Genomic DNA, 24,770 nt, shown 5'->3' with positions numbered 1-24,770 from the left:
ACCAAAACAGCTATAATCGGAAATAACTAACTTCATACCTACCAAAACAGCTTTAGGCAGATTTACAAAACTAAAATATATCAAAAAATTCTAAAGCGGCAAGTCAAAAGCCAAGAAACCCGCTCCAGAAAAAAGAAGAGAAAGGCAGATGGCAAAAAGCAAAAGATAAAAAACCAGATTTCTTTTAAGCAAACTTTCTTCTTTATACTCAACATAAAGCTCGCTAAAGGTCAAAAATGCCAAAGCCAAAGCAGCGACTTGGGTGTAAAGACCGATAAAAAGCATTGCTCCACCAATAATTTCCATCAAAGCAAAAATCTTTACAAAAAATTCCGCCGGCTTTAATCTTAAAGAACTGACAGAAGATAACCACCGACCCTTTTCCGAGGTCAGTTTCAAGTAGCCAAGATTTATAAATAAGTAACCGACAACTAGACGCAGAATAAATGGCGCCATAAGTCCGTAAGTTAAAAGTTCAGGGAAAGGATTAAGCATGCTCACATTTTATCTTAAAAATAGTCAATGGCCAACAGTAAAAAAGATACAGTTTTAATTTTGTGTGACATTCGGAGCGTTCATAACGTTGGTTCTATTTTTAGAACCGCTGATACTTGCGGCGTTTCAAAAATTTATTTAGTAGGCGTAACACCGACTCCAAAAGATCGTTTCGGTCGGACGAGAAAAGATTTGGCCAAAGTTGCTCTCGGCGCTGAAAAAAACATTCCTTGGGAGAAAGCCGAATCTTCTTTAGAAGTTTTAAAAAATCTTAAAAAAGAAGGTTTTCAAATTATCTCAATCGAACAGTCCAAAAATTCAGTTGATTACAAAACAGTTTCAGCCAAAGAAAAAGCCGCTTTTGTTTTGGGCGGGGAAGTAGATGGTCTGCCAGAATCAGTTTTAAAATTAAGCGACGTTGTGGCTGAAATTCCGATGAAGGGTAAAAAAGAGTCTCTCAACGTTTCGGTAGCTACCGGCATCGCTCTATTTAGAATTTTGGAAATTTAGTATTTTTTTTGGTGTTTGGGGCAGAAATGAGCGCTACGGCCGGTGACGACAATTCTGGAAATTGTTCCGGCACAGTTCTTTTTAAGGCACCTTTCTCCTTTTCTTTGGTAAACCTTATGGTGGTGTTGAAAAGACCCACGTTGACCATCTGGCCGGCGATAGTCCGATGTTGAGTCGCCACTGAATTCAATTCCTTTCTTTAAAATTATTTTTAGCTCTTGAAACAAAATTTTCTTTTTTTTCTCTGGGATTTTTGAAACTTGGCTTTCCGGATGAATGTCGGCAAGCCAAAGAACTTCGTCTGAATAAATATTTCCAACTCCGGCGATGAGTTCTTGATTCATTAGCGCGGTTTTGATTTTCCAGGCTGGTTTTTTCATAAGTTGAAACTTGAAATTCGAAAATCCGAAACTTTTTTCAAGTGGCTCCGGCCCAAGCGTATCAATGTCAGTTTTTTCATCCTTTTCAATCAAGCAAACTTTGGCAAATTTACGAACATCGGAGAGAACCAAGTGTTTTTTGCCAGAGAGGATAAAAACCAATCTAACGAATCTGTTGAAAGGATCCCAAAGTGGTGATTTTGCCGGTTCATTTGGCATCCATTTTTCTTTTTCCCAGCTGTTTGTAATTTTAGATTTTGAATTTTGAGCTTGTTTAGAATTTAGAGTTTCGGACTTAGAGTTTCCACTTACTTTTCGATAGCTACCGAAAAGTAAGTGGCCCGTCATTTTCATATGAACTAAAATTGTTTTGTTGTCTGAAAGATGAATCAAAACATTTTTACCCCGCCGGCTGACACTCTTCACTTTCTCACCAACAACTTTTTTCTTAAATCCAGAAAAATATTTTCTGTTTTTTATATGATTTTTGCCCTCGTGAATCACCCCTCCATAACTTGTCCAGACATCTAAAATCTTCCGTCCGGACAGAAGATTATTTAGCATTTTTGCGGTTGTGTGGACTTCGGGTAGTTCTGGCATGCCAAAAATTAATGAATGTTAATGAATATAATTTTTGAGCATCCCGCTCCAATTTCACCTTTTGATTTACATGCGACAGGCGTGAGCGAATAGCTCATCCTTTGCCGGGCGAAGCCTGTCGCAGATGGGATACTCAACATAATAACATTTAACCACTATCTGTTGTTTTGAAAAAGTGAAATTGGGGCGGGATGGCTTTTTAAAAAATAGGGCGGGGTAAAATCTATTATCATAATTTCACAGCCAAAAATTTTGAGAGGATGAATTAGTTTTTAGTTAGTACTAAGTAGTTCGTAGTCATTTTACATTATCTATTCAGGGAGTAAAATTAAATCATGAGTCATATAAATATTGCTTCAAGCAAACATTGCTCAACCTGCGGCGGGGAAGTTGACGGCTTCAAATGCCCGGAATGCAAAATAACTTCGGCTGTTTTTGATCCAAGTCATTGGAGAGCGTGCATTAATGCGGGTAAAATGAAATTAAAGTGCAAGAAGTGCGGGATGGTGGAGATAAATTGCACCTGCTAGAACTAGGGTATAGCCAATAGGGTATAGGGATGCTTCGGGAACCTGCAACCATTGACAGGAAGGTATGTTTATGTATAATCTAAAGCAGAAATTTGTACCTAAAAGAGCTATTTGTAAAAAGGCGGTCATAGCCAAAAGACCTTTAAAATAGAGGTTTTCTGGCTATGACTACCAGTGTGGTCGTCATCTGGCACAAATGGCACAAACCACTCGAACCCTAGTAGGGTAAGTAGAAAAATCCGACTAGAAGTCGGAAAGGAGATGTCATGAGCAAGTATCCTAACACTTTGGGCCGCATCGAAGCCGTCTGGGACAAGCTGGGTGGCGAGGAGGGTGTCGATCGGCTCCTTCGTGACGAGCTCGCTGTTGTCATCAAGAACCACATCATCAACTGTAGCGCCGACCCGTTCGTGCCAGACGGCTGGAAGGTGGAAAAGCACACGAAGTCTGGCAACCTCCAGCTCACGCGCGAGGGCGACGATTTGTTCTTGGATGGCAAGAAGATTACCTTCCCACCGAATCATATGGGCAACAAATCCATCGATGACAAGAAGTCCCTCGAGGAGCTCGCGAAGGAGCCATTCCTGAATGCCAACGTTCTCGACTACCTCTTGGCTCATCCCGACCTTATTCCCGACAGCTGGAAGGTGGATGAGCGGGGCTACATCCATTACATCTTCTTCTGGGGAACGGTCTACTGCAACCCTGATGGCATCCTCTGCGCCCGGTGTCTGTACTGGGACTACGACTGGGCTTGCTGGCGATCCATCTACCGCCAGTTCGATGCGAGAGCCATGTTTCCGCCTCCGCCACCATCCGCGCAAGTTAGCGCTTAGGACTTGACGCTCTGAACTTTTGGGCTCTTTGCTTGCGATAAAATTGTCGCAACATATCAGACGTAGACATAGAAGTCCCGCAGCGATGCGGGGCTTTTTCTTTGTCTGGTTAATCCCACAGTAAGGTTTTAGAGATCGCGCGGAACCTGCAACCATTGACAGGAAGGTATTTTTGTGTATAATCGGGGGCATATATAGAAACTTGTGGTTTCAAGAGTTTGTGCTAATATTACAAACAGAATCAGGGTTTCTTGGTAGGCGTTTCACGGCCCGATGAGACATTCATAAGGAGTAAGTCAAATGCCAAAGAGCATGTTCCTCGCATTGTTGCTCATCTTCATTCTCGTGATGTTTAATGCTTTTTTGCCGTTCATTTTGGGCAGGCCGGATATCACGAGAATCGTCTGGATCGCGAATCTCGTTCTGGTTCTTACTGCTGCTTCAGGCCTCAACCAGTTCCTTACTTCAAGGAATTCTAAGTAAGGATTCTCACTTGGAGTTGTGGGCTGGCACTGTTCGTCCCCCCCCCAGCGTCCTTGCGGCGCGGGTTTTTCTTAATAGTAATTCTACTGACAGGGTTTTACCTTGCCAGTGAAATATCAATAAATAATAGACCCTATTGGCTATTGGCTGCGCCCTAGACCCTGATTCTTCAATTCCTCCCTCACCACCTCCGCATCGTCCCAAGGGATTGAAATATTCCGACCGTTAATCGTGCATTTTGAACGTCCAAAAAGTTATCCGACCATTTATGGTTGGATGACTTGCCAATCCGACCATTTTCTGCTAAAAATGGATGGATGAAGGAAAACATTATTTTAGGCCATACTTTCCCCCCAAAGCTTAAGGAGATTTATGATGAAGAATTGGCAAATCAACTTGCTCAAACGCAAGGTGCAATTGGTAGTTTGAGGCAGACTGCTCGTCTTTTACAGAACCCTGATCTTTTGATGAGGCCAGTTTTGGCAAAGGAAGCCGAATCGAGTTCACAGCTCGAGGGAACACAGGCCTCAATAGAAGATGCGTATCAGCTGGGTCTTGCTGAACAATCTGTTGAGATGCGAAACGAAGCGCAGGAGATTGTGAATTACGAACGGGCAATGTACAAAGGGCTTGCAGGACTTGAAAAGCATGGACTTAGTGAGTTTGTCATAAGGGAGATGCATAAAACTCTCTTGCATGGTGCGCGAGGGAGTAAGAAACTTCCTGGCGAATTCAGAAAGGATGAAGTGTGGATTGGTAAAGATGGCACGGATAAAGGAAAAGCGAGGTATCTTCCACCAGACGGAGTGCATGTGCCAGCGCTGATGGAGCAGTTGATTGCCTTTATGCAAGATAGTGGGAAACTCAATCCGTTAATTGCTTGTGGTGTTATTCATCACAGATTCGAGGCCATCCATCCTTTCAAAGATGGTAACGGCCGAGTGGGGCGTCTGCTAATTACGCTATACCTTATAAAAGAAGGTCTCCTTACGCTGCCCATTCTTTATCCAAGCGGTTATTTCGAGGAACATAAACCTTCATACATGAAGGCCCTTTCTGCTGTGGATCAGAAAGAGGATTGGTATAAGTGGCTCACGTTCTTCCTCAAGGGTATTCAAAGACAAGCGGAACTTTCTCTCAAGCTCGTACTAGATATTGATGAGCTATACAAGAATGGAAAAGCTGTTGTCGAAAAGCAGGCAGCAAGTATGCGAATGATCATGGTACTTGATTATGCTTTTAAACAGCCGTATCTCACGGCACCTATGGTGAGTAGGAGTACTGGTGTACCCGTGACCACCTGTAAAAGATACCTGAATCTTCTCAAAGAATACGGAATCCTTCAGCAAGGAGCCACATTTCAGAAGCAAACAGTCTTCATAAATCGGAAGCTCATTAATATTCTGAAGAGTATCTAAAGGGGTTTCTAATTAGTCTCAGGATCTCTGCCGAAATCTTAGAATATTAGAACTTGCAGAAAGCCATACACTAAAGGCCCAAAGCAATGCTTGGGCCTTTAGTGTTTACTGTTGTGGAGATAAATTGCACTTGTTAAGTTAGGGTTTAGGGTATAGCCAATAGGGTATAGGGATGCTTCGGGAACCTGCAACCATTGGCAGGAAGGTATGTTTATGTATAATCTAAAGCAGAAATTTGTACCTTAAAAGAGCTACTTGTCCGCCTAGGTTTTGCTCGCCCACCTAAATTCTAAAATAATTTTGGCGGGCAAGACAAAAGTTTGGTGGAAAAGAAAAAGCGGTCATAGCCAAAAGACCTTTAAAATAGAGGTTTTCTGGCTATGACTACCAGTGTGGTCGTCATCTGGCACAAATGGCACAAACCACTCGAACCCTAGTAGGGTAAGTAGAAAAATCCGACTAGAAGTCGGAAAGGAGATGTCATGAGCAAGTATCCTAACACTTTGGGCCGCATCGAAGCCGTCTGGGACAAGCTGGGTGGCGAGGATGGCGTTCAGCGCTTTCTCGCTGGCACCGTCGAAGTGGTCATCAAGGACCACATCATTCTCGGCAATGCCGACCCATTCGTTCCCAGCGGCTGGGAGGTGGAAAAGCACCAGAAGTCTGGCGACCTCAAGCTGACTCGCGACGGCGACGACCTCTACCTCGACGGGAAGAAGATCGAGTTCTTCCTTTCGCCGAACCAGCAATGTGACAAGGTCATCAAGGGCGACAAGCTTCGCAAGGAGCTTGAAGGCAAGCCGGTTCTCAACGCCAACGTTCTCGACTATCTCCTGGCTCACCCCGACCTCATTCCTGACAGCTGGAAGGTCGACGATCAGGGCCGGACCCGTTACCTCCTTTTCTGGGGAACGGTCTACCGCTCCCCTGGCGGCCGCCTCTGCGTCCGGTTTTTGTCCTGGGACGGTGGCGGGTGGGACTGGGACGGCTACTGGCTCGACGACGGGTGCCTCTCCGACCTCCCTGCGGCGTTGCTCGCAAGTTAGTGCTTAGAACTTGGGTACTCGGGTCTTTCAGACCCTTTGACCTTAGTTCTTCGCGGCGATTTTCGCCAAACGCAATCCAAAGCGTCAAAAATGGAGGCCTCGATTTCGGTCGGGGCTTTTTCTGTGATAAAATAAAAGTGGCAGTAGGTGAATATGCGGGCGGTTACGGCTTTTCGCTACCGAACCCAGTATCCATACACCGGGAGTATTCACAACCAAGGTTTTGGATAGAGTGGTGTATGTAGAAACTTCAAAAAAAATGAAGATACTTGGTACAAAACATTGAGGCATTTTGATGCTAAATTCTATACAACTCTAAGAGAATTCAAGGAGTGGTGGCGCAGATGATGCTTTGTACGTTACCGCAACCCTGACGGCAACCTCTACGTCCGGTATTTGTACTGGAACGATGGCGAGATCGTGTTGCGCTGGTATTGGCTCAGCGACAGCTTCTTGGACATCAATAATCCCGCCCTCCGCTTCCGCAACAAGTAGCTCGGACCTCAGTCACTATGTCTTCCTCGGACACTTTGTCCTTGGTCCTCCGCCCTCTGCCAAGCACCCCGGTGCTTGGCGGTTTTCTATAATAGCTCACGGCAAGGTTTAACCTCCCAGAGAGAAGTGATTCCAAGCTATTGGGATATTACGAACGACTTGACAAAAATAATAGGATTGTTAGAATGTAGTAAGGAAGTATAGTTTCCCGGAAAGTAGAACTCTCAGAAGTTCGAGGTTCCGGGATCGGCTCTCTCCGCGGCATCGGCTAAAATGAGAGCCTAAAAACTACAAACACGCCCCCGGCTCGCGCTTGCGATCCGGGGGCACTTCATTCCCCTAAACCCTAAACCCTAGACCCTATACCCTAATTTCTTCAATTCCTCCCTCACCACACCTGCATCGTCCCAAGGAATTTTTGAGCCGTGGGGGCCCATGATGAAAGGATCGGTGCCTTTACCGGTGATAAGAACAACCACTTTTTCACTTTTTTTGTCCGTCTTGATTAGCGAGGATTTTTCTTTCGCGTTTATTAGAGAAGTGCGAATCGCTTCCCGCCGGTCCAAGATAATTTTTAATTTTTCTTTTGATACGGAAACCGCCATTTCATCCAAAATTTTTTGCGGGTCTTCGTCGTAAGGATCTTCATTTGTCAGAATCACTTCCTGACAGTATTCGTTAGCAACTTTTGCCATACCCGGGCGTTTCCATTGATCACGTCCGCCACCGGTATTACCGAGCACGCAAATCTTTTTATTATTCGGAAAAGCTTCATAAAGTTTTGTTAGTGAATCAATCGTATGGGCATAGTCAACATAAACATCAAAACCGTTTGCTGGAATTTTTTCCACCCGTCCCCTTATTTTTTCTATTTTTTCAATCGCTCGTCTGGCTTTTTCCAAATCAACGCCGAGCGCTTCGGTTAAAGACAGGGCACCGAGGATATTATAGATGTTGAACTTGCCGATTAATTTTGTTTCAATGCGCCGACCTTGCCAGACGAAAGAACTTTTTTGGTCTTGGAGCAGAAGGTCGGCCATGTCACTTATCGAGTACAAAAATTTTTTAGTATTTTTTACGGCTTTAAATTTTTCGGCTTCTTTTTCGTCATTGTTTATGATTAAAATTTTTCTTTTCTTACTGCTTCTGGAAAGCGCCTCGGCAATTTTCAATTTAGCCCTGACATAATTTTCGTAAGAGCCATGCGATTCAATGTGTTCTGGAGAAAGATTGGTGAAAATTAAAGCGTCCAGGTCAATGAATTTGTGACGAAACTGCCTTGCGCCTTCGGAAGTCATTTCAATTATTGCAAAGTCGCAACCTTCTTTAACCGCCTGTCGCAAAAATTTTTGCAAGAAAAACCTGCCCGGCATGGTCATTTTAAACAAATTCCTTTTTTCTTTTCCGCCGATTTTGAATCGCAAAGTATTGGCCAGGGCGGTTTTTAGTCCAGCTTCTTCCAAAATAGCGTTCACAATCTCGGTTGTTGTTGATTTGCCTTTGGTGCCGGTCACCGCCACAACTTTTATTTTCCTTGAAGGAAAGCGGTAAATCACAGCGCCAAGAAAAGCGAGAGAGTAATGATATGTCGGACGACAGATATCGATGATTTTTTTTGGGATCAAGGATTTTATAAGATTCATTTAATTACTTAAAATTCTCAGCGCCTCTTTTATTTTTGCCGAAGTACCTTGCGTTTCGGCTGAAACAGATTTCAAAGCACTTCGAGCTTCTTCTTGGGAATAACCAAGGGCTTTTAGGGCCTCCACAACCTCCACGTCTTCTTTGGTTGAGCTTGCTTGCGATCCTTTTGAGCCCAACTTGTCTTTTAATTCCACCACTATTTTTTCGGCGGTTTTTTTACCGATGCCGGAGACTTTGGTCAGATAAGTTATGTCGCCTTCCGAAATTCCTTTTTTTAAGGATTCTATTTCGGCGAGGTTTAAAATTCCCAAAGCCGACCGCGGTCCGATGCCCGAAATTGAAATCAGAAGTTCAAAAAAATTTAGTTCCGATTGCGAAAGAAATCCGAAAATTTCCAAGGAAGTTTCTTTGACCGAGAGGTGCGTCCAGATCTCGGCTGTTTCATCAATTTTGAATGTTAAAAGGCAATGTGCCGGCGTGAAAATTCTATAACCGACACCGTTTGCGTCAATAATTACGCTTTTTTCGTCTTTGAAAATTACTGGACCTTTGAGTTTAGCAATCATTTTGTTGACTAAATGATAGCAAAGTTTGACTTTTTGGGCGAAGAATAATAGCATCTTTCCCTAGATTAAGAAATTGTTGGCTGGGTAGCTCAATTGGTAGAGCAACAGATTCCAAATCTGCAGGTTGCTGGTTCAAGTCCAGCCCCGGCCATTTCTCCCTAATTGGGAGAGAACTCTCTGGCCCCAACTTCGGTTGGGGCTGTTTTTTGACTTTTCTTCTTCTTGTGTTAAGATGGCTGGACAAAATTATGCCAATTACAAGTTCAGCCAAAAAAGCCTTACGAAGCTCTAAGAAGAAAAGGGTTTTTAATCTTCGCCGGAAAGATGCTATGTCTAGCGCTATTAAAAAGATCAAGAAACTGACGGCAGATCAAAAACTCGACGAAGCCAAAGGGATTCTTCCAGAAGTTTACAAAGCTATAGACAAGGCAGCTAAAAGGGGAGTTATAAGTAAAGAAAAGGCATCCAGAAAGAAATCTCAAATGGCCTCCCTTATCAAAAATTAGAAATTAAAAACAAAACGCCCCGCGACTCTCGTCGTGGGGCGTTTTGTTTTGTTTATATTCCAAAATTGTTTAGAGCGACATGCCAGACGATACTTGCTGAAACCGCTCCGACCACAAATCCGGTAAGAGACGAGGCAACTGTCCTTCCGATTTTCATTTTGTACTGACGGGGTTCTTGAGAAACAAAGTCTCTGACTATTTTGTCCATTTTTATTTTGTTTTTCTAATAATTAATAAATTATATATTTTTTAAAATCTTAGACAATAACAAGCCAAATGTTACGGTGCCCTCGCTAGGAATCGAACCTAGAATGGGAGATTAGAAGTCTCCAGTTATATCCATTTAACTACGAGGGCAGATGATTCAAATAACAAATTACACTAAAAACGGAGAAAACAAAAGTGCAAATTTAAATAGCAGGGTTTCTGCTCTCCGGTCTCTCTTCCAATAACGATTCAAATCGGTTTTTCTTTTCTCTATAGACTTCCAAGGTCTTTACTAAGCTGTTTTTGTCTACAGACTGAATTTCTTGAGACGGACTGCCAGTCTCCGTAGCTGCCAGATCTTTTGTTTTTTGATATTCAAAAAACAAAAGACCGGCAATTAATAAATTGATTACAGAGAAAGTGTAAAACATAATCAACCAATCTCGGTCTGGATGACTGGTGTACTTTTTGTATACAGAACCTTTAGAACTAAACGACTTCAATTTTTTAAGAAAAGCATCCATTTTTTATTTGAATTTTAAAGTTTGGAAAGATATTTGCAATTGCCATTCTGGAGCCGAATCTCCCTGTTCTGAAGTTTTTGATTCAAGCACAATATTTTTAACATCAATTTGATATGGAAGATTTTCTACTAAGCTCAAGAAATGAAAAACTCCACCCCATGTTCCAAATGCTTTTATTGTTAATTCCAACATCTCAAAAAAACCTTCCTCCGTCTTTATGACGTCGATTTTTTCAACAGATGACTGAACACCGCTAACCTCGGCTAGCTTCTCAATTTTTTCTATAAAGCTGACAACTTCTTCTTGGCTAATTCCGACCGCAAAACTTTCCAATTCTTCAAACTCCGCTTGGAGTTTTTCAAGGTCTTGGGCTAAAAGACGCACACCCTCTTTCTTTAATTCATGATTTACGACGGATGCGGACAATTCTAAAACATCAGACTTTTTGTTTTCGGTGGTTGTAAACACCAAAGTCGCGACAACCCAAATAATAATTGCCGGAAATAATGTGTACAATAATGTTTTTTTAGAATTGTGTGGCATTGTCTGTTTTAGATTACTGAAAATGTAATTGAAAAAACCAAATCCCTGTCTTTTGCCAAGTCTGAAACTGGCAAGTTCACATCAGTAAAATTATCAATATCTTCAAGTCGCTTCGCAAAAAGAACGAGTGACTCTCTGGTTGTTGCTTCTCCTCTTAAAAAGATTACTGTGCCCGTCTCTTTTTTTGAGTAACTTATGGATTTTATTTTTATCCCAGTCGTTTTGTTGCTGATTATTTCTGACAAAACTTTGGTTGTCTTACTCTCGCTGTCTTGACCTAATACTTGGATTTTCCTATTAATCTCTGACACCTTAGACTCAAGTTCTGTTATCACTTTTAATTCTGGTGTTTCCGCCTCAAGAACCGCTCTTTCTTTCTCAAGGGATTGAAATTCGAAATTTACTGATAGAAATATCGGCGCTAGAAAAATCAAGATAACCAATCCGGTAAAAGAAACGAAGATCATAAAAACTATCAATAATCGGATTTTATACATCCGATAAATTTCCTTTTTGTATTCTGTTGGTAGTAAATTACCCATTTTGTTTTTTAAGATGGTTACTTGGAATTGCCAATCCAATTGCAGTTGCGTATTTTAACGACTCTTCAAAATTTAATTCCGGCACCTGTTCTTCAGGAGACAGACAATTTGCCCACACACTTGCTAGCTCAATTTCTATAGGCGAAACCGCTGATATGTTTTTTAAAATTTCTTCATCCACATTTTCACCAAAGACAAATGCTTTTCTTATTTTCTGATTGTTTTTGTCTGTTGATTGCCAATATGAAAGTAGTTTTTCCATTTCTTCCTTAACGGGTTCTGTTTTTTCTTTCGAGCCGTATATTTTTATTTCTTCACCTATGTATTTTATCGGCATTGCGTCGCTATCTTGGGTTCCTGCCAGTTTTTCTTTAGAGAAGGTGTTGACTTCAATGCTTGATGCGTACTGAACTGTTTGGTTTTCGGCAATATAAAGTCCGGTTTTATTTTTTCCTGCCTGAATCAGCATATATGGCCTCGCATCACTATTTTTTATTACGGCATTAGCTGTTGCTTGCGCTTCTGATTCAAACGATAACGGAACTAATCCACTCATTTTGAATATTTCTAAAAATTCATAAACGGTATTTTGGGGAAAGACCGAAACCGCCACTCTTAAGTTATTGTCGATTGTTCCCAAAATTTTAAAATCAAAGACCGCTTCGTTAGCTGATATTGGTACATTTTCTTCTATTTTAAATCGGAGGGCTCCCTCGATCTCACTCTCTTTCATTTTTGGCAAAACCGTCTTGAAAATAAATCCTTTTTCTTCAGGTAAGCTAGCTTTTATAAAGCGAAGATTATTTTTTCGTTTTAATTCTTCCAGAATACTCGTGATTGTTTTGGAGTTTTTAATTTCCCCTCCAATTATCGATTTTTCTGGCAGTTCTTGCTTACCAAATTTTTTTAAAACCAACTTCCCATTTTTATGGACAGAAAATTGAACAAAAAAAACGCAGCTATCGCTGATTGATAATCCGGCGACATTAGGATTTAGAAATTTTGGAGTAGGAAAAATATCAAAAAAACGCATTGGTAAAATTATACTATGTTTTTTGGTTTTTTTTATCAATAAAACTTTGTAAGATTATAGCCGCAGCTGATGCGTCAATCTTTTTGTGACGACCCTGTTCTTGCGCTGCTTGCGCGGTCGTTAAAAATTCCGGCTCCAGATAAACCGGAACTTTTAATTCGTCCTCCAATTCTTTTTTGAAAGACAGAATATTTGTCATTATTGGATTCGGTTTGCCTTTGAAATCCAAGGATTGTCCTAGAACAATCCCGGTAATTTTTCGTTTTTGACAGATTTCTTTAATTTTAGACAGAGCTTCTTTGTTTTTTAAAACTGCTTCCGGGAAAGCCAAAACTGCATCTTCGGAGGATAACGCTATGCCGACATTTTTTTGTCCGTAATCAATACCCAAAAGCATTTCTGTATTATAGAACGTAAGAGCATGCGAAGCTATATAAGGAATTACGCTAGATTTACGAGGGAAATTTTTTTTGGTAGTATTGCTCTCGTATGGCTGATTTATTGGGTCCTGAATTTACGTCTTTTGTGGGAAATAATAGCGCTTTATTTCTATTGATTTTGGTTTGGAGCTTACTTTGGAAGGGGATTGCCCTTTGGAAAGCGGCTCGCTTGTCTCACAAAAGGTGGTTCGTAATAATCCTTATCGTAAATACACTTGGGATTTTAGACATCATCTATATATTTTTTGTTGCTAACAGGTATAAAGTTGAGACAAACGAGACCAACAATTAACAACGTAATTGCCGATTGTTAATAAAGGTAAAAATCGAAAAGGGGGCTTAAAGTTCTGTTCAGCGAAATACAGGTTCTGTTTTGGTAAGGTAAACAGAACAAAACCGCAATGTTAAATTTAATCCGCCTTAGTTCGGAGGAGTCGGATAGTGGTTTATTCCAGCGGTCTTGAAAACCGCCATGTCGAAAGGCATCGTGGGTTCGAATCCCACCTCCTCCGCCTTCGGTTCGCCGAAGCGAACCTACGGCGTGACGAAGTCCGCCAGTGGGTTTGCGAAGGCAACATTCGGTTCGCCGAAGCGAACCTACGGCGTGACGAAGTCCGCCAGTGGGTTTGCGAAGGCGACCTTCGCCAATCATAATTATGTACTACGTATATAGTCTAAAATGCAAAGATGGTTTTTACGTCGGTTGCACAGACAATATTGAGGAAAGATTAGAGAGACACACAAAGGGTCACGTTCCAGCAACAGAGAATCGCTTGCCGGTAAGTTTAGAATTTTATTTCGCCACATCAGATAAATACAAAGCATTTGAATTTGAGAAGTATTTAAAATCTGGCTCAGGTCGAGCTTTTCTGAAAAAACACTTTTAACCCAAAAGTGATAAAACATAAAAACCCCGAAGGGATTCGAATTATGGATAAGAAAAAAATTTTTATAACTGGAATACCAACAGCGGGGAAATCTTACCTAGCTAAAAAACTTGCTGAAAAAGTAGGTGGCATTTGTGTTTCAATTGATGACTTTAGAGAAGAGTTGACCAAAGATGAAAGATATAAGAAATGGGTAAATTTTTATTTAGATCAAGACGAACATACTTATTACACGACCACTACTCACGAGGAACAGTGGGCAAACCTTGTAAAGCAGTCGGAAGGTTTCTGGCCAGGGGTTCTTGTGAGGCTTGCCAAATACGCTGACGAGGATAGACCTGTGATTTTCGAAGGAGTGAATATTCTTCCGCACTTAGCACATAGAGATTTACATATTCCTGGAATCGCGATAATTGGACGATCTTTTGAAGAAACTTTTGAAAGAAACAAGAAAGAGCCACGTTGGGGTGCGACGGAAGAACTGCAAAAGCTCGAAGCTGACGCATTCTTCAACGGGGAGCGGCCTCATTACAAGGATGAAGCAGAGAAGCTCGGATATCCAGTCTTTGAGACTCCGGACGAGGCTTGGGCTACAGCAGTCCAAATTTTGACTAGCGACCCGAGTGCCTAGTATAGAGTCATCGAAAATCCTCTAAAATACCCTTAGGGTACCTCACCACCTTGGTACTGAACCTGAGCGGTCCGCATTGTGGCGGAAAAATTAACGTCTGAACAGACTTGCAGCATATAGTCTCATTTCCGTCTAAAAGGTGCTCCAGCTTTTAGAGATTAAGTTGAAATCTAGATAGAATTTTCTTGTGTTTTTGTCCTTTCTATAAAGCGCTTTTCCCAGATTATTCCACAAGCGGCGGCGACAACTAAAACTACCACATAGCTTAAAACTGCGGTTGCGAGATTAAATTGTTTGGGAATAAAATCAACCGCCAAAGCAAAATACCAAGACGACAAGGTGATAGCCCAAACAATCACGGTCGGCAATCTAAGAGATGCAAACATTGGTGAATCTGGCCCACCTTCTTTTCTAAATGGAACAAAAACCAAAAATGGTCCGTATATAATCATTGAAACGGCATTGCCGAAAGCGGCGACGAATAGAGCAGCGGTTTGCATTATGAAAAGTCCGGAAGAAGCAAGCATTTCCGCGTACATCACATAAAAAGCCAGTTGGCCAATAAGTATTAAACCAAAACCGACCCAAACAAGCTCCAGAATTCCGTTTAAAAGATGAAGCTCTTTGTCGTCTATGTCCAAATCTTTTAACATTCGAAAGAAAATAAATACAGCGGCGGTTGAACCACCAACAGCAAAAGCAAAGCCAAAAAATCTTATTGCCGCGATGATGTATTGGAATTCTGCCAAGAAAGCAACAGCCACAGGCAAGCTAGCAAAAGAAGAAACAAAAACCGTTATGGACAGAAAAGAAGCTAAAATACACCAAATACACCAAGCGCGGAGTAAGAATGCTTGCACAAACAGAAGATAAGAAGAAAATAGGCCGGCCGAAAGAGTTAGCGCTACGAGAATTGTTAAAGCATTAGGACTGAAAATTTCTGGTATGAAGATAAGGAACAGATAAGAAATAACAATAGAAGCAAAATAAGTCATCCCCATTCTCTCAAGAGGGATTCCGAAGAATTTTGAAAATCGGCTGTTGACGACAACGTTACAGTCAGAGCCGGTCGGGCAGATTAATTGTCTTTTGCTCTTTTTGGTAATAAATATGTTGGTGGCAACTCCAAAACCGCCCAAAGCAGCCGTGGCAATAAATGCATAAAAACCAACCGGTTTTGGCAAGAAGACGGTAAAAATAAAACCGCTCATACCGAGCAGAATCAAACCGAAATAAAGATAGTACAAACTAGAAATTTTGATTTTCATAAGGACAATGTTATCACGGAATTTTTACTCTACAAAAACTTTTCAACAAGAAAGTCGGGCAATTTTGTGATAAGATGTTTGCATAATATGGTCAATTTCTCTGTGATTACTCTAATAGGCCTCTTCGGACTCGTCGGGGTCTGGCTTTCTGATCATATAAGGAGAAAAAGAGTCTCTAAAGAAGATCTTGTCTGTCCGATTGGTTTTGACTGCCAGACGGTTGTGACGAGTAAGTATTCCAAGTTTTTTGGAATTCCGGTTGAGAACTTGGGAATTTTATATTATTTGCTGGTTTCCATAAGTTATGCGGTTTTTCTTTTCTTTCCTAAACTACACCACGAATTTTTTTCCTTCGCGATTTTGTCCGTTACTATTCTGGCTTTTTTATTTTCAATCTATCTGACTTTTATTCAGCTAGTTGTTCTAGGGAGGTTGTGTTCTTTATGTTTGGCGTCAGCAGCTCTTTGCACACTGATTTTCATTTTTGCTTGGACCTCTACAAATTTGGATATTATCGGTTTTTTGAATTCAGTGATTCAGATTTTACCTCTTTAAAACTTTCTAATGTCGGGTTTTCTTTGTGATATATTATAAAAAGTATGGAAAGCAGAATAAATTGGCAGGGTCCAGAATTTGCCCACTGGCACAAAGGCGTTGAATGGTATTGGGCGATTGGCATTATCGCTTTTGGAATTGTTCTGGCCTCTATTATTTTGGGAAACTATATTTTCGCTATTTTGATAATTGTCGCGGTTTTGGCGCTTGTGATTTTCTCTTTACGTGGGCCAAGACTTGTTGATGTTGAGGTAAACAATCGAGGAATTGTTTTAGACAAATATTTTTACCCCTTCGGGTCGCTTGAATCTTTTTGGATAGAAGGAGACTCGCTTCATCCAAAAATACTTTTCAAATCAAACAAGTTTTGGATGCCGTATATTCATTTGCCGATTACGGAAGAAATTAGTATTGAAGAAGTCAGAGATTTTTTGCTTCAGTATTTGGAAGAAGAAGAATTAAATGAACCATTTTTTCAGAAAATTCTTGAGTTTGTTGGATTTTAGACTTTTCTTTCTGTTGCTCCCACCAGGAATCGAACCTGGATCGCAAGATCCGCAATCTTGCATTCTATCCATTAAACTATGGGAGCGTTTAAATTAATTTTAATTTCTATTTTGAATCAATACGCAATGCGCGGTGAGGGACTCGAACCCACGGCCTATTGTGTGTAAAACAATTGCTCTACCAACTGAGCTAACCGCGCTCTATATTTATACCTAAAAACGCCTTTTTCTTCAATGCGTGGATAATTAGACTGATGTTAATCATATTACATATGCTATACTCTACTCAATGAAAATAGTCGAAAAAGAAAAAGCCAGAGAATTAAGGAAACAGGGTATGTCAATGAATCAGATCATAGAAAAGACTGGTTTTCCAAAAGCCAGTGTCAGTTTTTGGACTAGAGATATTGTTCTCACTAAAGCACAAAAGAAAAGAATATCTTTAAGAGGTAGAAGCGTTGAGTCTATAGAGAAGAGAAGACTAAGCCGACTAGCTAATATAAGCGCGAAACGAAAAGTAATAATAGATTCGGCAAAAAAAGATTTTTCTAACTTATCACATAGAGATTTAAAAATAGTCGGCGCGATGATTTATTGGGGTGAAGGTAGTAAAACTGGTCATTGGACAGCCCGTATCTCAAATAGCGACCCTTTAGTGATAAAAGTAATGATGAGATTTTTCAGGGAAGTCTGTAGTGTCCCTGAAGATAAATTTCGTGGTCACATTCATACATTTGAGAGTGCTGACATAGAAGAAACAGAAAGATACTGGTCTAAAATTTCAGGAATACCTCGTAGTCAGTTTTATAAAACATATTTAAAACAAAGTAAGATAAGTTTGCGAAAAAGAAAAACTTTACCATATGGAACTCTAGATATAGACGTTAATGATATGAAAGTCTTCTTGACAATAAAGGGTTGGATTGAAAAGATTTCCGAACTTGCACTGGAACAGTAAAGTTATATAAAAACACTTTCATTCAAGAGAAAATCGTTGTAATTTATATGTATGCAGGAAATAAAGGCAATTGTTTCTGGTAAGGTCCAAGGGGTCAGTTATCGTGATTTTGTGAAAAGAAAAGCCGACGGACTCTGGCTTTCTGGAGAGGTAGAAAATATTCCAGATTTCAAGGTCCGAGTTGTGGCCCAAGGTAGTGAAGAAAAACTTCAAAAATTTATTGAACATTTATGGAAGGGGCCTTTTGGTTCAAAAATTTCAAATGTTGAAATTTCTTGGCGAGAACCGGCGGTAAAACTTCAAGGATTTAAAATAAAATTTTAGTAAAAACCGATGTGACCCTTAACTAACCACTATACATATTAACTTTTAATTAATGACCAACGACAATTTAATCTTGGAAAAGATAAAAGTTTTGTACGAAGACGAGAGTGTCTTGGTCATCAACAAACCGGCCGGCTTAATTGTTCATTCCGACGGGCGAAATATTGAGCCATCGGTTGCCGATTGGGTAATTGAAAAATTTCCGGCGCTTAAAGATGTCGGAGAACCATGGCTTTCCCCGCAAGGGGAGACGATTCCAAGACCTGGGATTGTTCATCGACTAGACAGAGAGACAAGCGGAGTTTTAATAATAGCCAAAAATCAGGATGTCCATGATTTTCTGAAAAAACAATTCCAAGACAGAAAAGTTGAGAAAGTTTATCGTGCTTTTGTCTACGGCCATCCCAAAGAAAAAAGCGGAGTGATTGAGTTGGAGATCGGTCGAACCAAAAAAATCCCAAGGCGCTGGACGGCACTTTCCGGAAAGAGTGGAAACTTGCGGGCGGCCATAACAGAATGGCGGTTTTTAGATGTTGGACTCGATCCAGAGTCCAGCGAAAAAATTTCTTTTTTAGAAGCTCGGCCGAAAACCGGTCGGACACATCAAATCCGTGTTCATTTCAAAGCCATAAATCATCCGGTTGTTTGTGACAAAATTTATGCTTCTAAAAAACCGTGCTTACTCGGCTTCCAGCGTCTGGCTCTTCACGCTTTTCAAATTCGTTTCCAATTGCCAAACGCTAAAACAATTGAAATGGAAGCGCCCCTGCCGGAAGATTTTGTGAATGCATTGGAGGCCCTAAATCAGAGCAAAAACTCTACAATGAAATAAAATGGGCAGAATCAACCTTTTTATTGTCAATTTACCGGCTTTGTGATAGATTTGTTTTCACTATGCAAGCTAAAAATTTGATAATTTCTCCGGTCAAAATTGAGGAGAGAAAAAAAATTGATATAAGATCCGGCGACACGGTTAAGGTCTTTCAGAAAATCAAGGAAAAAGACAAGTTCCGAACCCAAGTTTTTGAGGGGCTGGTTTTAGCGGTTAAGCACGGCAAGGAATCCGGCGGGACTTTTACCGTTCGTAAAGTGACAAGCGGTGTTGGAGTTGAAAGAATCTTTCCAATTTATTCGCCGATGATTGATAAAATTGAAATTGTGAGAAGGTCAAAAGTCCGTCGAGCCAAGCTTTACCACATCAGAGACAAGGCCTCTAAAGAAATCAGACGTCAGATGAGAAATATTAGAAATCTTCCAGAAGTAAGCATTTCAGACGAGTCACAATTAAATGAAATAGAACAAGTTGAGGAAGAAATAACAGAGTCAGCAGAGCAAAAAGCGGAAGCGATTAAAAGTGCTGAAGTCTCTGAAACTAAAGAAGAAACCAAGTAGTCGGTTTTCTCCTTGAGCCAAGACACTTTTTGGCTCATACTAATTTGTATGCCCAGATGGTGGAATTGGTATACACAATAGGTTGAGGGCCTATGCTCGCAAGAGCGTGCGGGTTCAAATCCCGCTCTGGGCACCAATACAGAACTCAACGGTTTTGGAAATCTGAAGATTGATTAAGTGTTAAGAAATAATTTTGTATAAAAAATCACCGATCCTCAGGCGGTGATTTTTTATTTCACTTTCCGAATCAGTTATTGATTGGTGCGAAAGTGACTTGGCCATACCATACTCATGTTCCCTACATTATCAACACCTCGGACGAGGTAGTAATATGTAGTATCTGCTTGCAGGTTTGAAACCGTAACCGCATGGTTGGTTTGCATGCCGCTAGCATTAGCTGCAAGTGCTCCACTTACGTATGGCTGTTGGCGGTGCCCTGTTGCCTCATTGAGTTGAAGAGGCATATTGCTCCAATAGACCTGACCTTGAGTTGGCTCGTTGGTTGTCCACGCGAAGGTTGCACTTGTATTTGTGTGCTGAACTGTAGGGTTGCTCAATCTTGGCGAAGTGTCCCAAGATGCTTGATTTCCCCCAGCAGAACCTCCAGAACCCATAAGACTATTGATCCTTGCTATTGTCTGTGGCCCGACACGACCATAACCGGTTGTTGCCGGCGTTCCTTGAGAGACAATCCCTTGCGCTGTTTGGAATCTTTCTACTGCCGCCTTGGTAAGCTGGCCGAAATATCCAGTAACTAAACCTTCAGGGTAGATGCTCACATTTGTTGATAGATATGTTTGAAGTTCGGTAACTTGTGAGCCGCTATCGCCAATATCTAATTGGCTAGTAATGGCAGCATACACACTTTTAATTCCGAAGATTGAGAAAATAAGTGTTGCCATCAACATTACGCTGAAGAGAATATTTACGCGCGATGAGTTTTTTTGTAGAGTTATTTTTTTGTTCATATAGTTTTTTTAGATTAAATTTTAGAGATTATTGAGGTGTCCTACACAATCGACCTTTTATGTATAATCCCTACAGATAATGCCGCTTCGCACTGGACATCATTACAGACGTGATTACAGAAGATTTTTATGAATTTTTAGGATTACTTTTAAGTTCGTTGACTTTTCTCTCTAATTTTTTGATATAAACTTCCAACTTCTCTATACGTTCTCCTGTTTGTATTTCAAAACGTTTTGTGTGGCGTGCGAGCATTTCGGCAACACCCATCATTTCTGTAACATCTTCTATGGCAAGAAGTATGATTGGAGGAAAATCGGTATCTTCTTCAACATGAATTTGTCGGGCGTTTAGAATCATCGTTTTTTGTCCGATCGAAGGAAATTCGTGAGTGACCTCAAATCCTTTAAAAAATGTGTTTTTAGGCAAAATGTCCTCGAGTAGTTTTCGTAAAGAGGGAATATTCCACTGGCCGTTTCCCAATTCATAAACGTTTTTTTGTTCAGTATCTTTTGCTTCAACCTGAAACACTCGGTAGAAAGATTCATTAGCTGCCATTACGTGGAAATTTTTATCTAGGATTAAAACCGGCTCACGCACAACATCAACCACCGTCTTGATGTATGTCCAGCTTTTTTCCCAGAAATGATTTATAAAATCAGGGCCGATCGTGATACGCGCCTGCTCTGCGAGTCTTTTGCTCTCTTCCATATTTTTATTTTCAATTTCATTATTTTCCATACAGCAAATGCCGCTAGAAAATCTGTATTCTTACAAAGACTCGCTATAAGATGTCTGAAGTGCTATACTTAAAATCTAAGTACTCCCTTATTGTCTCTGGCGCTTTTGTAATGTTTCTGTAATAAGGCAGGTCTCTCCAAAATAAGGCCATATGGGCCCTTAAAATATAGATACTTCCAAAAACCACCGAACCTCTGTAATAGTCTTGTAATGTAACTCTTCTGCACTCGGCTTAATTTATATGATGACCCCGAAGCAAAGAATCGAGCGAGAGGGAATACTGACCTCAGCGCACAATGACTATGAGAAAAGAATGAACTCATACGCTTTTTTCAAAGTAAATAATCAAAAAACTAGTCAAGATTTGGTTCAAGATACCTTCATGAAGACTTGGATATATTTAGTTAAGGGAGGAAAGATTGATTTAATGAAGCCGTTTCTTTATCACATCCTTAATCATCTGATTATTGATGAATACCGTAAGCGTAAAACATCTTCTCTTGACGTTCTTCTTGAAAAAGGATTTGAACCGGGTTTTGATGATTCAGAACGTGTGGCCACTACTTTTGATAGCAAGGCGGCAATTCTTTTGATCCAATATCTACCGGAAAAATACGAGAAAGTAATGCGAATGAGATATGCGCAGGATCTCTCACTTAAAGAAATATCTCTTATTACAGGGCAGTCGAGAAATGCTGTTGCCGTCCAAGCACATCGGGGTCTTCTTAAGCTTAAGAAAATATATAACCGCACATAAATAATATGCTTTGGACAATAATTATCGCTTTGTTTGTTCTCTGGCTTCTTGGGTTTAGCTTTAAGGTGGGAGGCAATTTTATCCACGCACTACTTGTAGTTGCGCTTGTTGTACTTATTGTTCACCTCATATCTTAGTTAATCCGTTGCCTCTTAAAAAAAGACTCTCGCGAGTCTTGTAATTACAGCACCGCTCGTAGATTATTTTCCGTATTTTTGTTAAAGTGACTTATAGCATTGGTTTAAACCGAATGCTAAAACGCTAAAAATATGGCACTTTTTACAGGAAAAGGTGACGACGGTACAACAAAAACATACAGTTGTCCGCCGGGCACTAGAATCTCAAAAAATTCAGCGGTAGCTGAAGCCCTCGGCTCTTTGGATGAAATCAATTCCTTTCTCGGTCTTTGCAAGGTTAAAACTAGTGACTTGAAGTTAGCTCAAAGAAATTTTGCCGAGATAATTCACGACGCCCAAGAAAACCTCTTCATTGTCCAAGCGGAGGTTGCCGGCGCTCCGAAAAATATTACCGCAGACAAGGTCAGGCAGATGGAAGACATTATCAACTCAATTGAAAAAGAATTACCACCGATAACAAGTTTTTTTATTTCCGGAGGTTCGGAACAGGCGGCGATGTTGGATGTCGCTAGAACTTTAGCAAGGAGAGCCGAGAGGAGAGTGGTGGCGGGAGAGGAGGTAGGTGAAGTAAAAATTTCCGCCGACACAAAATCTTTTCTCAACAGGTTGTCTAGCTTACTTTATGCACTGGCGCGGTTGGCAAATCACTTGTCTGGAGTCAAAGAAACCGCTCCGAAGTATTGAAGATTGAATAATGGTGCCTATGGTGTAACGGTTAACACTCAAGTTTGTGGAACTTGCAATTCGGGTTCGATTCCCGATAGGCACCCCAAAAATATGAATTTTGAATCAATGATAAATGAATATGAAAAAAGACCTGATCCGCTGACAGAAATTGAAGTGATTAGAAACCAGATTATGCAAACGGGAGCAGCTGATCGGGAGAATTCAATTATAAATTCAATCAAAGAGAATTTTAAGGAGGGTGTTATAACTGGGGAAGAAGCGGTGCAACAGGTTCGGGCTCTCCAAAACAGTCGGTCTGACTATCACTAGGGGTGTTCACAAAGCGCACCGCTTTGTTTTCTTGATTTGTTAGAATTTAAAAATCAGATTTTTGTGGGTAAGAACTTTCTTTATTTTTCGTCTTTATTATGGAACCTTTAGAAAGAGCAAAACAGGAATTTATAAAATCCTATGACGAACACGCCGATGCTCTTTTTCGGCACTGTTTTTTCAAGGTGTCGGATAAAGAAAAAGCCGAAGATTTGGTTCAAGAGACTTTTGTTCGGACTTGGAAGTATATTTCTTCCGGCAAGGAAGTCCGTAACATAAAAACCTTTCTTTATAGGGTGGCTAGTAATTTGATTATAGATTATTACCGGCAAGGTAAGAATGTTTCTTTAGACCAACTTTCCGAAAAAGGTTTTGATTTCTCCGAAGCGAGAGATGAGATTTTAGAAAACGCCGAGTTTTCAAGGGTTAAAGATTTAATTGACGAGCTTAGCGAGAAAGACAAAGAGATTATCATCTGGCGATTTCTTGATGGTCTCTCACCCTCGGAGATTGCAGATGTTTTAAATATCAAAGAAAACGCCGCTTCGGTTCGCTTAAATAGAGCGATGAAAAAACTTAAAGAGAAAATGGATACTTTAGAATAATATGGAAGACAAATTTCAAAAAATTTTTTCAGAGTTTAATAATATTCATCTATCAGAAGATGAAAAAAATCTCCTGAAAAATAGAATTATTTCGGAAATAAATCTGATAAGTCTAAGAGGGGATTTGGACAAACAGCGTTTTGCTCAAAAGTGGTTTTGGTATTTGTCGCAACCACGCTTGGCGGTTTCGTTTGCCGCACTTTTGATTTTTGTTTTGAGCGGGGGCGGGGTTATGGCAGCGGCTAGTAGAGCAGTACCCGGAGACTTGTTATATCCTGTCAAAACCGAATTCAACGAGCGTCTGGCTGGGTCTTTTGATTTCTCAACTGCCGCCAAAGCTACTCGGGAAGTTAAATTAGTTGGAAAGAGATTACAAGAGACTCAAGCAGTTATTGCCACAGGGCGTCTTTCACCAGAAGCTATAGAGATTGTTGAGAGCCGGCTGGAAAAACATGTTGAAAATATAAAAAACTATGTTGGTGTTCTGAAAAATATGGGAGAAAACGAAAAGGTGGCGATTTTGCAGGACCAACTTGAAATATCTTTGAGCGCTAACGAGAGAATCCTCTCAAGTCTCGAAGTTGTTGTTGGAGAAGTTGCGTCTGTTGCTCCCAGAGCCAAAGAAAATCTAGCTAGTATCACCATGGAGCGCTCCATTGCACCAGAAGTTGATATAGAAGGAGCACCCAATGATTTGTCGGAAACCGCAAAAATCAAGTTGGCTAGGGCTGAAAAGGCGGTTGATGATGCTGAAATTTTGATAAAGAGACAAAAAATAGTCAACGATAATTTTGGTAAAAGATTAAGTCAGATAAGAGGTGAATTGGAGGAAGGCCGAGTTTTGTTTGAAATAAAATCCAACAGAGAGGCGATAGAAGTTTTTGATTCGGTTTTCAGATCGGCAAGTGAAATTAAAATGCTTTTGGAGGCCAGTCACAAACTGCCGATTAGAATTGAATTTTCTGATACTGGCTCAGAAGATATTTCTGTCAGCGAAGAGGGACCAAACACAGGTATTTTAATCTCGCCAGTGGTTACCGGATCTGTTCGTGGCGAGTTTAAGAATCTCCGCTCAATCTCTACCACATCTTCTTTAAGAAGTAACTTTTCTGAAAACATTCTTAAGCAAGACCGAGGCGATTTTTAACACCTAGGATTTGGAGTTTGATTTAAGTCTTGATAAAATTTTATCCGGACTGTTTTGTGCTGGCTCGTGGAAATTTCAGCCGGAAACCGGCAGAAGGGGGCG

General features: G+C 40.6%; 34 protein-coding genes and 7 tRNA genes. 25 read left to right on the top strand and 16 right to left on the bottom strand.

Annotated features, from left to right (window positions below):
• Nucleotides 1–90: 90 nt before the first annotated feature.
• Nucleotides 91–495, bottom strand: coding sequence for a DoxX family protein (locus tag QY304_02735; protein WKZ26285.1), 405 nt, complete (start codon nucleotides 493–495; stop codon nucleotides 91–93).
• 27 nt (nucleotides 496–522) lie between these two features.
• Between QY304_02735 and QY304_02730 the strand changes: the two genes are divergently transcribed.
• A complete protein-coding gene (locus QY304_02730) occupies nucleotides 523–1,005 on the top strand; it encodes a TrmH family RNA methyltransferase (GenBank protein ID WKZ26284.1) in 483 nt (160 codons plus the stop codon).
• On the opposite strand, the gene mutM is transcribed toward QY304_02730, so the two are convergent.
• Nucleotides 1,002–1,985: a bifunctional DNA-formamidopyrimidine glycosylase/DNA-(apurinic or apyrimidinic site) lyase gene (gene mutM, locus QY304_02725; GenBank protein ID WKZ26283.1), complete on the bottom strand. Its 984-nt coding sequence runs from the start codon at nucleotides 1,983–1,985 to the stop codon at nucleotides 1,002–1,004. The genes QY304_02730 and mutM overlap by 4 nt on opposite strands.
• Before the next feature lie 335 nt (nucleotides 1,986–2,320).
• Here mutM and QY304_02720 point away from each other — a divergent pair, with 335 nt between their 5' ends.
• The 4 genes from QY304_02720 to QY304_02705 all read left to right on the top strand — a co-directional run bounded on the left by QY304_02720 (nucleotide 2,321) and on the right by QY304_02705 (nucleotide 6,298).
• Nucleotides 2,321–2,515 carry a hypothetical protein gene (locus QY304_02720; protein ID WKZ26282.1) on the top strand — a complete coding sequence of 65 codons (195 nt, stop codon included), beginning with the start codon at nucleotides 2,321–2,323 and terminating at the stop codon, nucleotides 2,513–2,515.
• Between the two features lie 266 nt (nucleotides 2,516–2,781).
• Nucleotides 2,782–3,351 (top strand): hypothetical protein, encoded by a 570-nt coding sequence (locus QY304_02715; protein WKZ26281.1) that lies wholly within the window; start codon nucleotides 2,782–2,784, stop codon nucleotides 3,349–3,351.
• 800 nt (nucleotides 3,352–4,151) lie between these two features.
• A complete protein-coding gene (locus tag QY304_02710) occupies nucleotides 4,152–5,252 on the top strand; it encodes a Fic family protein (protein ID WKZ26280.1) in 1,101 nt (366 codons plus the stop codon).
• 482 nt (nucleotides 5,253–5,734) lie between these two features.
• Entirely contained in the window at nucleotides 5,735–6,298 is a 564-nt protein-coding gene (locus QY304_02705) for a hypothetical protein (GenBank protein ID WKZ26279.1), read from the top strand.
• An 848-nt stretch (nucleotides 6,299–7,146) separates the two neighbouring features.
• On the opposite strand, the gene murE is transcribed toward QY304_02705, so the two are convergent.
• Entirely contained in the window at nucleotides 7,147–8,436 is a 1,290-nt protein-coding gene (murE, locus tag QY304_02700) for a UDP-N-acetylmuramyl-tripeptide synthetase (protein ID WKZ26278.1), read from the bottom strand.
• Entirely contained in the window at nucleotides 8,437–9,057 is a 621-nt protein-coding gene (gene ruvA / locus QY304_02695) for a Holliday junction branch migration protein RuvA (GenBank protein ID WKZ26277.1), read from the bottom strand.
• A gap of 24 nt (nucleotides 9,058–9,081) precedes the next feature.
• On the opposite strand from ruvA, the gene QY304_02690 reads away from it, so the two are divergent.
• Together QY304_02690 and rpsT are read left to right on the top strand one after the other, a co-directional pair.
• A tRNA-Trp gene (locus tag QY304_02690) sits at nucleotides 9,082–9,154 on the top strand.
• A 97-nt stretch (nucleotides 9,155–9,251) separates the two neighbouring features.
• Nucleotides 9,252–9,509 (top strand): 30S ribosomal protein S20, encoded by a 258-nt coding sequence (gene rpsT, locus QY304_02685; protein WKZ26276.1) that lies wholly within the window; start codon nucleotides 9,252–9,254, stop codon nucleotides 9,507–9,509.
• 52 nt (nucleotides 9,510–9,561) lie between these two features.
• Here the strand turns inward: rpsT and QY304_02680 are convergent, their stop codons facing one another.
• From QY304_02680 to ruvX, 7 genes are all read right to left on the bottom strand, one after another.
• A complete protein-coding gene (locus QY304_02680; GenBank protein ID WKZ26275.1) occupies nucleotides 9,562–9,717 on the bottom strand; it encodes a hypothetical protein in 156 nt (51 codons plus the stop codon).
• Nucleotides 9,718–9,794: 77 nt separating this feature from the next.
• Nucleotides 9,795–9,866: transfer RNA gene (locus tag QY304_02675), tRNA-Arg, on the bottom strand.
• 53 nt (nucleotides 9,867–9,919) lie between these two features.
• Entirely contained in the window at nucleotides 9,920–10,240 is a 321-nt protein-coding gene (locus QY304_02670) for a hypothetical protein (protein WKZ26274.1), read from the bottom strand.
• Between the two features lie 3 nt (nucleotides 10,241–10,243).
• Nucleotides 10,244–10,756: a type 4a pilus biogenesis protein PilO gene (gene pilO, locus QY304_02665; protein ID WKZ26273.1), complete on the bottom strand. Its 513-nt coding sequence runs from the start codon at nucleotides 10,754–10,756 to the stop codon at nucleotides 10,244–10,246.
• Between the two features lie 35 nt (nucleotides 10,757–10,791).
• Complete coding sequence (locus tag QY304_02660; protein WKZ26272.1) at nucleotides 10,792–11,325, bottom strand: hypothetical protein; 534 nt, start codon at nucleotides 11,323–11,325, stop codon at nucleotides 10,792–10,794.
• Nucleotides 11,318–12,358: a pilus assembly protein PilM gene (pilM, locus tag QY304_02655; GenBank protein WKZ26271.1), complete on the bottom strand. Its 1,041-nt coding sequence runs from the start codon at nucleotides 12,356–12,358 to the stop codon at nucleotides 11,318–11,320. Before pilM ends, QY304_02660 begins: the two co-directional genes overlap by 8 nt.
• A gap of 13 nt (nucleotides 12,359–12,371) precedes the next feature.
• A complete protein-coding gene (gene ruvX, locus QY304_02650) occupies nucleotides 12,372–12,755 on the bottom strand; it encodes a Holliday junction resolvase RuvX (GenBank protein WKZ26270.1) in 384 nt (127 codons plus the stop codon).
• Between the two features lie 92 nt (nucleotides 12,756–12,847).
• On the opposite strand from ruvX, the gene QY304_02645 reads away from it, so the two are divergent.
• The 4 genes from QY304_02645 to QY304_02630 all read left to right on the top strand — a co-directional run bounded on the left by QY304_02645 (nucleotide 12,848) and on the right by QY304_02630 (nucleotide 14,316).
• The gene (locus QY304_02645) at nucleotides 12,848–13,090 is read left to right on the top strand and encodes a DUF5652 family protein (GenBank protein WKZ26269.1); all 243 of its coding nucleotides are present in this window, start codon (nucleotides 12,848–12,850) and stop codon (nucleotides 13,088–13,090) included.
• Between the two features lie 135 nt (nucleotides 13,091–13,225).
• Nucleotides 13,226–13,310, top strand: a tRNA-Ser gene (locus tag QY304_02640).
• A gap of 144 nt (nucleotides 13,311–13,454) precedes the next feature.
• Complete coding sequence (locus QY304_02635) at nucleotides 13,455–13,685, top strand: GIY-YIG nuclease family protein (GenBank protein ID WKZ26268.1); 231 nt, start codon at nucleotides 13,455–13,457, stop codon at nucleotides 13,683–13,685.
• A 43-nt stretch (nucleotides 13,686–13,728) separates the two neighbouring features.
• Entirely contained in the window at nucleotides 13,729–14,316 is a 588-nt protein-coding gene (locus QY304_02630) for a hypothetical protein (protein ID WKZ26267.1), read from the top strand.
• Nucleotides 14,317–14,486: 170 nt separating this feature from the next.
• On the opposite strand, the gene QY304_02625 is transcribed toward QY304_02630, so the two are convergent.
• Nucleotides 14,487–15,584: a vitamin K epoxide reductase family protein gene (locus QY304_02625; GenBank protein ID WKZ26266.1), complete on the bottom strand. Its 1,098-nt coding sequence runs from the start codon at nucleotides 15,582–15,584 to the stop codon at nucleotides 14,487–14,489.
• Between the two features lie 87 nt (nucleotides 15,585–15,671).
• Between QY304_02625 and QY304_02620 the strand changes: the two genes are divergently transcribed.
• The gene (locus QY304_02620) at nucleotides 15,672–16,139 is read left to right on the top strand and encodes a vitamin K epoxide reductase family protein (GenBank protein WKZ26265.1); all 468 of its coding nucleotides are present in this window, start codon (nucleotides 15,672–15,674) and stop codon (nucleotides 16,137–16,139) included.
• 44 nt (nucleotides 16,140–16,183) lie between these two features.
• A complete protein-coding gene (locus tag QY304_02615; protein ID WKZ26264.1) occupies nucleotides 16,184–16,645 on the top strand; it encodes a hypothetical protein in 462 nt (153 codons plus the stop codon).
• Between the two features lie 14 nt (nucleotides 16,646–16,659).
• On the opposite strand, the gene QY304_02610 is transcribed toward QY304_02615, so the two are convergent.
• Nucleotides 16,660–16,731: transfer RNA gene (locus QY304_02610), tRNA-Arg, on the bottom strand.
• A 41-nt stretch (nucleotides 16,732–16,772) separates the two neighbouring features.
• A tRNA-Val gene (locus QY304_02605) sits at nucleotides 16,773–16,845 on the bottom strand.
• 89 nt (nucleotides 16,846–16,934) lie between these two features.
• Here QY304_02605 and QY304_02600 point away from each other — a divergent pair.
• The 5 genes from QY304_02600 (at nucleotide 16,935) to QY304_02580 (ending at nucleotide 19,455) form a co-directional block, all read left to right on the top strand.
• Entirely contained in the window at nucleotides 16,935–17,603 is a 669-nt protein-coding gene (locus tag QY304_02600) for a hypothetical protein (GenBank protein ID WKZ26263.1), read from the top strand.
• Nucleotides 17,604–17,654: 51 nt separating this feature from the next.
• Nucleotides 17,655–17,927, top strand: coding sequence for an acylphosphatase (locus QY304_02595; protein WKZ26262.1), 273 nt, complete (start codon nucleotides 17,655–17,657; stop codon nucleotides 17,925–17,927).
• Nucleotides 17,928–17,979: 52 nt separating this feature from the next.
• Nucleotides 17,980–18,759, top strand: coding sequence for an RluA family pseudouridine synthase (locus QY304_02590; protein WKZ26261.1), 780 nt, complete (start codon nucleotides 17,980–17,982; stop codon nucleotides 18,757–18,759).
• A gap of 62 nt (nucleotides 18,760–18,821) precedes the next feature.
• A complete protein-coding gene (gene rplS / locus QY304_02585; GenBank protein WKZ26260.1) occupies nucleotides 18,822–19,319 on the top strand; it encodes a 50S ribosomal protein L19 in 498 nt (165 codons plus the stop codon).
• A 50-nt stretch (nucleotides 19,320–19,369) separates the two neighbouring features.
• A tRNA-Leu gene (locus QY304_02580) sits at nucleotides 19,370–19,455 on the top strand.
• Between the two features lie 115 nt (nucleotides 19,456–19,570).
• Here QY304_02580 and QY304_02575 read toward each other — a convergent pair.
• Together QY304_02575 and QY304_02570 are read right to left on the bottom strand one after the other, a co-directional pair.
• The gene (locus QY304_02575; GenBank protein ID WKZ26259.1) at nucleotides 19,571–20,287 is read right to left on the bottom strand and encodes a peptidoglycan-binding protein; all 717 of its coding nucleotides are present in this window, start codon (nucleotides 20,285–20,287) and stop codon (nucleotides 19,571–19,573) included.
• Nucleotides 20,288–20,414: 127 nt separating this feature from the next.
• Nucleotides 20,415–21,026 (bottom strand): PAS domain-containing protein, encoded by a 612-nt coding sequence (locus QY304_02570; protein ID WKZ26258.1) that lies wholly within the window; start codon nucleotides 21,024–21,026, stop codon nucleotides 20,415–20,417.
• Nucleotides 21,027–21,339: 313 nt separating this feature from the next.
• Here QY304_02570 and QY304_02565 point away from each other — a divergent pair, with 313 nt between their 5' ends.
• The 7 genes from QY304_02565 (at nucleotide 21,340) to QY304_02535 (ending at nucleotide 24,668) form a co-directional block, all read left to right on the top strand.
• On the top strand, nucleotides 21,340–21,783 hold the full coding sequence (locus tag QY304_02565) for an RNA polymerase sigma factor (GenBank protein WKZ26257.1): 444 nt from the start codon (nucleotides 21,340–21,342) through the stop codon (nucleotides 21,781–21,783).
• A 5-nt stretch (nucleotides 21,784–21,788) separates the two neighbouring features.
• A complete protein-coding gene (locus tag QY304_02560; GenBank protein WKZ26256.1) occupies nucleotides 21,789–21,920 on the top strand; it encodes a lmo0937 family membrane protein in 132 nt (43 codons plus the stop codon).
• Between the two features lie 132 nt (nucleotides 21,921–22,052).
• Nucleotides 22,053–22,604 carry a cob(I)yrinic acid a,c-diamide adenosyltransferase gene (locus QY304_02555; GenBank protein ID WKZ26255.1) on the top strand — a complete coding sequence of 184 codons (552 nt, stop codon included), beginning with the start codon at nucleotides 22,053–22,055 and terminating at the stop codon, nucleotides 22,602–22,604.
• A gap of 13 nt (nucleotides 22,605–22,617) precedes the next feature.
• Nucleotides 22,618–22,692, top strand: a tRNA-His gene (locus QY304_02550).
• Nucleotides 22,693–22,697: 5 nt separating this feature from the next.
• A complete protein-coding gene (locus QY304_02545; protein ID WKZ26254.1) occupies nucleotides 22,698–22,916 on the top strand; it encodes a hypothetical protein in 219 nt (72 codons plus the stop codon).
• A 98-nt stretch (nucleotides 22,917–23,014) separates the two neighbouring features.
• Entirely contained in the window at nucleotides 23,015–23,521 is a 507-nt protein-coding gene (locus QY304_02540) for an RNA polymerase sigma factor (GenBank protein ID WKZ26253.1), read from the top strand.
• Between the two features lies 1 nt (nucleotide 23,522).
• Nucleotides 23,523–24,668 carry a DUF5667 domain-containing protein gene (locus tag QY304_02535; protein ID WKZ26252.1) on the top strand — a complete coding sequence of 382 codons (1,146 nt, stop codon included), beginning with the start codon at nucleotides 23,523–23,525 and terminating at the stop codon, nucleotides 24,666–24,668.
• Nucleotides 24,669–24,770: the final 102 nt, after the last annotated feature.

Source organism: Candidatus Paceibacterota bacterium, assembly GCA_030583745.1.
In the GTDB taxonomy this organism is placed as follows: Bacteria; Patescibacteriota; Minisyncoccia; order Phycocordibacterales; family BOKC01; genus BOKC01.
This window is presented reverse-complemented; position numbering and strand designations above follow the sequence as displayed.